The 4163-nt window shown below is 64.1% G+C and carries 3 protein-coding genes; 2 read left to right on the top strand and 1 reads right to left on the bottom strand.

The features are described from left to right. Both FS320_RS39365 and FS320_RS39360 read left to right on the top strand, forming a co-directional pair. Positions 1 to 176: transposase (locus tag FS320_RS39365; RefSeq protein ID WP_192926244.1), on the top strand; the 176-nt coding region annotated here is incomplete at its 5' end. 822 nt (positions 177 to 998) lie between these two features. Continuing rightward, complete coding sequence (locus FS320_RS39360; protein ID WP_420846833.1) at positions 999 to 3077, top strand: transglycosylase domain-containing protein; 2079 nt, start codon at positions 999 to 1001, stop codon at positions 3075 to 3077. 820 nt (positions 3078 to 3897) lie between these two features. Here the strand turns inward: FS320_RS39360 and FS320_RS39355 are convergent. Further along, positions 3898 to 4163: MarR family winged helix-turn-helix transcriptional regulator (locus tag FS320_RS39355; RefSeq protein WP_152717824.1), on the bottom strand; the 266-nt coding region annotated here is incomplete at its 5' end.

Genomic DNA, 4163 nt, shown 5'->3' with positions numbered 1-4163 from the left:
ATCTCGCCCGGGCGGAGTTCGCAACGCTGCGGTTGCGCCTGCTCAAGATCGCCGTGCGGGTGCAGGAAACCACCAGCCGCATCCGACTGGCCTTTGCCTCGTGCTGTCCGGAAGCGGATCTCGTCCGCCGTCTTGCGAGCGCTCTGGCACCCCAGCCCCGGGCGGCCTCGCCCTGAGCGCCGGGGCTGCCATCGCCCCGGTCATCCCATCCCGTCCCTGCCAACGCGTTCCCCACGTTCCAGACCTTGCCGCGGTGAAAGAAACGCAGCGGATCGGCACGCCCGCGCTACCAAATAGGCCCCGAAACAAACTCTGGTGAATAGGAACGGCTAGCTTAGCTGGTGTGGCATAAGCCCCCTACAGCCACAGACGCCCCGGCCGAAGACCGTCACGCTTTTCACCGGGGCGTTTTTATGCGCTGGAGGTTCTTACCCACCGGGCAGGGAGCAAGATCATGGCGAAGCCGGGAGAGGTCCTGCAACGCCTTCCGAGATCTGACACAGGTCTGACTTCAGACGGGCTCTATCGCAAACCGTGGAATGTTCGCCCTGTGATAGAGAGCCCCCAGACTTGACATTCCGCTGGAGGAACAGCCTATCAGCACCCCGCGTTGGCACGGCAAGGCTTTCAAGGCACTGGAAGCTCCTGATGAGCGGAGACGACGCGCCGCTCTGCTCTGGTCCGCCTCACAAGTGAATGGGCATGCAGGATCCTTCGACCCCGGATCACCTATGACCCCGGATGGCACCGTCCACTTAACGCCTTTACCTGCCTTCCCTGGTGCTTCGATCCGGAGCGGGCCCCGCATTTTCGGTGACCGGTCGCGGAAGAGCTGAGAACAGCGGAAAACCGCCTTTACTCAGTTAAGTTGATGGTGCTCTCACGCGTGGGGTCTCGGGGAGTGATATGCATGTCCACTCCGGGGCTTGGTTGCGCCAAGACCCTATGGCAGAAACGCCGGATTGCACCAGCGGCATGAATGGGGGGGTTGATCACACGTGGCGAACGGATGTGACCGGCGTGAGCCGGTTGTCGACGCGCCGGCTACGGAAACGCAGGAGCTGGACTCTTGTCCCACGTCCGAGGATCGGGAGGGCGAGGCCGCGGCGCGTAGAGGAGCCTCTCAAACCGGCGATGACGGGCCTCACCGACCCAAGAAGGCCCAGGGCGCGCCCGGTGGCTCGTTCTTCCGTAAGGTGGTTTATGCCGGGCTCGCGCTCTGCCTGTGCGGCGTCATCGGCTTGGGCGGCATCGTCGCCTATTACGCCTCGCAGCTACCGCCGATCGATCAGCTCACCGTGCCGAAACGGCCCCCGAACATTGCCATCCTGGCGAGCGACGGCTCTTTTCTTGCCAACCGCGGCGAAACGGGCGGGCGCACCGTCACGCTGGAGGAGCTCCCGCCCTACCTGCCCAAGGCTTTCGTCGCGATCGAGGACCGGCGCTTCTACGACCATTGGGGCATCGATCCGACGGGCCTCGGCCGCGCCGCCTACCGCAACCTGAGCAACAGCGGCGGCCTGCAGGGCGGCTCGACACTGACGCAGCAGCTCGCCAAGAACCTGTTCCTGACCCCGGAGCGCACCGCCTCACGCAAGATCCAGGAGGCGATTCTGGCCCTGTGGCTCGAGCGCAAGTATTCGAAGGACCAGATCCTCGAACTCTACCTCAACCGGGTCTATTTCGGTGCCGGCGCCTACGGCGTCGAGGCCGCCGCCCAGCGCTATTACGGCAAGTCGGCCCGCGAGGTGTCGCTGTCAGAAGCCGCCATGCTGGCGGGCCTCGTGCAATCTCCGTCCCGTCTGGCACCCAACCGCAACCCGGAGGCCGCGCAGGCCCGCGCCGAACTCGTGATCGCGGCTATGAACGAGCTCGGCTTCATCACGCCGGACATGACCAAGACGGCGCTCGGCGCACCAACCGAGCCCGTGCGTCCACAACGAGCCGGTTCCGCCAATTATGCCGCTGACTACGTGGTGGACGTGCTCGACGACGTCGTCGGCACCATCGACTCCGACATCGTGGTCTCGACCACCCTTGAGCCGGCCATGCAGGCGGCCGCCGAGCGGGTGTTGGTGGATGAGCTCAATGCCAAGGGGCAGAAGTTTAACGTCAGCCAGGGCGCCTTCGTGGCCATGCGGCCGGACGGGGCTGTAACAGCCCTCGTGGGTGGCCGCGACTACGAGGTGAGCCAGTTCAACCGGGCGACCTCCGCCCGCCGGCAGCCGGGCTCGTCCTTCAAGCCCTTCGTCTATCTGACGGCCCTTGAGCGGGGGCTCACCCCCGACACCGTGCGCACGGATTCACCGGTCAAAATCAACGGCTGGAAGCCCGAGAATTATGACCGGGGCTATCGAGGGCCGATCACCTTACGCAATGCTCTCGCGCTCTCCCTCAACACCGTGGCGGTGAAGCTCAACATGGAGGTCGGGCCCAAGGCCGTCGTGCAAACGGCCCAGCGCCTCGGCATCACCTCGCCGCTCCAAACCGACCCCACGATCGCACTCGGCACCTCCGAGGTGACACCTCTGGAGCTGGTGGGCGCCTATGCAGCCTTCGCCAACGGGGGCTTCGCGGTTGTGCCTTATGTGATCACCGAAGTGAAGACTACAGATGGCAAGCTCCTCTTCAACCGCCCGGCGTCGGGCGGTCTCGGCCGCATCATCGATCCAAGCATCGATGCCATGATGAACGCGATGATGCACAACGTCTTCGTCATCGGCACTGCCAAGAAAGCGCAAGTCCCCGGCTGGCCCATGGCGGGCAAGACCGGCACCACCAACGACTACAGGGACGCCTGGTTCGTGGGCTTCACCGGCAATCTGGTTGCCGGCGTCTGGCTCGGCAACGATAACAGCACGCCCACCAAGGGCGTGTCTGGCGGCAACCTGCCCACGGAAGTCTGGCACAACTTCATGAAGATCGCCCTGAAGGATCAGAAGCCGGTAGGCCTGCCGGGTGTGGGTGGCGCCGGACAGGATTCGCGCTACGCCAATGCCGGCGAAAGCGCCAGGAGCCAACCCCAGCGGCGCCCCAGGCGCCAAAAGAACTTCTTTGAAAGGCTGTTCGGGCTCTGAGGTCCTGCCATTCAGGAGGGGCTCGCAAGCGCCGGGACTGGCACGACAGGGGGCGAACTGATGCAGCTCATCACACGCTCCTCAGGTGTTCCTCCGCGTTGTGGGACTGGAACAAGATTTGCTGATCTTGCGCCGACCTCTATGAGCTCGCAGGTGTAACAACCAAGGCGGATTGGCTCGTCCACGTCCCGGCAGGAACGCCTCAACACGCCTCAAGGCAGGCACATCCGAGTTCTGGATTGTAGCGTTATGAGGACAGCTTCCCGGAAGCAAGAGGATGACCGGCTGAGGCCAACACAAGATCCGTTCCTGATTGAGCGCTAGGATAGAATGGATCGACAACTGGTGGCGCGAGGCTTGAAGTCTGACCCTATGCGTTGGGCAAAGTGCCTGGATATTCATCGGGTAAAGCGCTGTTATTTCGGGCGAAGCCTGTCCATGCAGCCTCCAAGCAGAGTCACTCGTTCGGGCAGATCTGTCGGGTTGCCGCATCCTTTCTGTCGACGCGTCCGCGATGCCGTATGGCTCCTCAGACGCCCGAACCGAGGCGTATTAGGCCGCCGGCCCGCTCGACACACCTGCGTTGGAGAGCATGTTCCTGCTACGTACTGCGTTAGCGCTCAACCAGGAGCAGATCTTGCGCCGATCCCTTCTTCAGAGCGCACGGGTCAGCACGAACAATGCAGCGTCCAGCGTGCTGTGGGCGTGATGCTCGCACGGGCCGCGGAAGTCTGAGCCCGGATGCCGCCTCCCGGCAGCCGGGGTGGTGAACACACACAGGCCTGACCGGCGCTGAACCCATGTAGCGAGACAGATTATCTCAGGAGAGGGCCTTCAGTGCTCCTCGTAGATCAGCAGGCTCCCTCTCTGCCAAGCAGGCCTCAACGTTGTCATGGGTTTCCCGCCAGATCGGGACGGCCGAGGCCAGGACCTCCCGCCCCTTGTCCGTGAGGCGCAGGAGGCGGTTGCGGCGGTCGCCGGGATCCCGGGCGATGGCCACGAGGCCGTCCCGCTCCAGCGGCTTCAGAGCGGCCGTCAGGGTCGTCCGGTCCATGGCGAGCAGCTGCGCCACCGGAGCGATGGAGG

It is taken from the genome of Microvirga tunisiensis (assembly GCF_009296175.1).
GTDB lineage: Bacteria > Pseudomonadota > Alphaproteobacteria > Rhizobiales > Beijerinckiaceae > Microvirga > Microvirga tunisiensis.
This window is presented reverse-complemented; position numbering and strand designations above follow the sequence as displayed.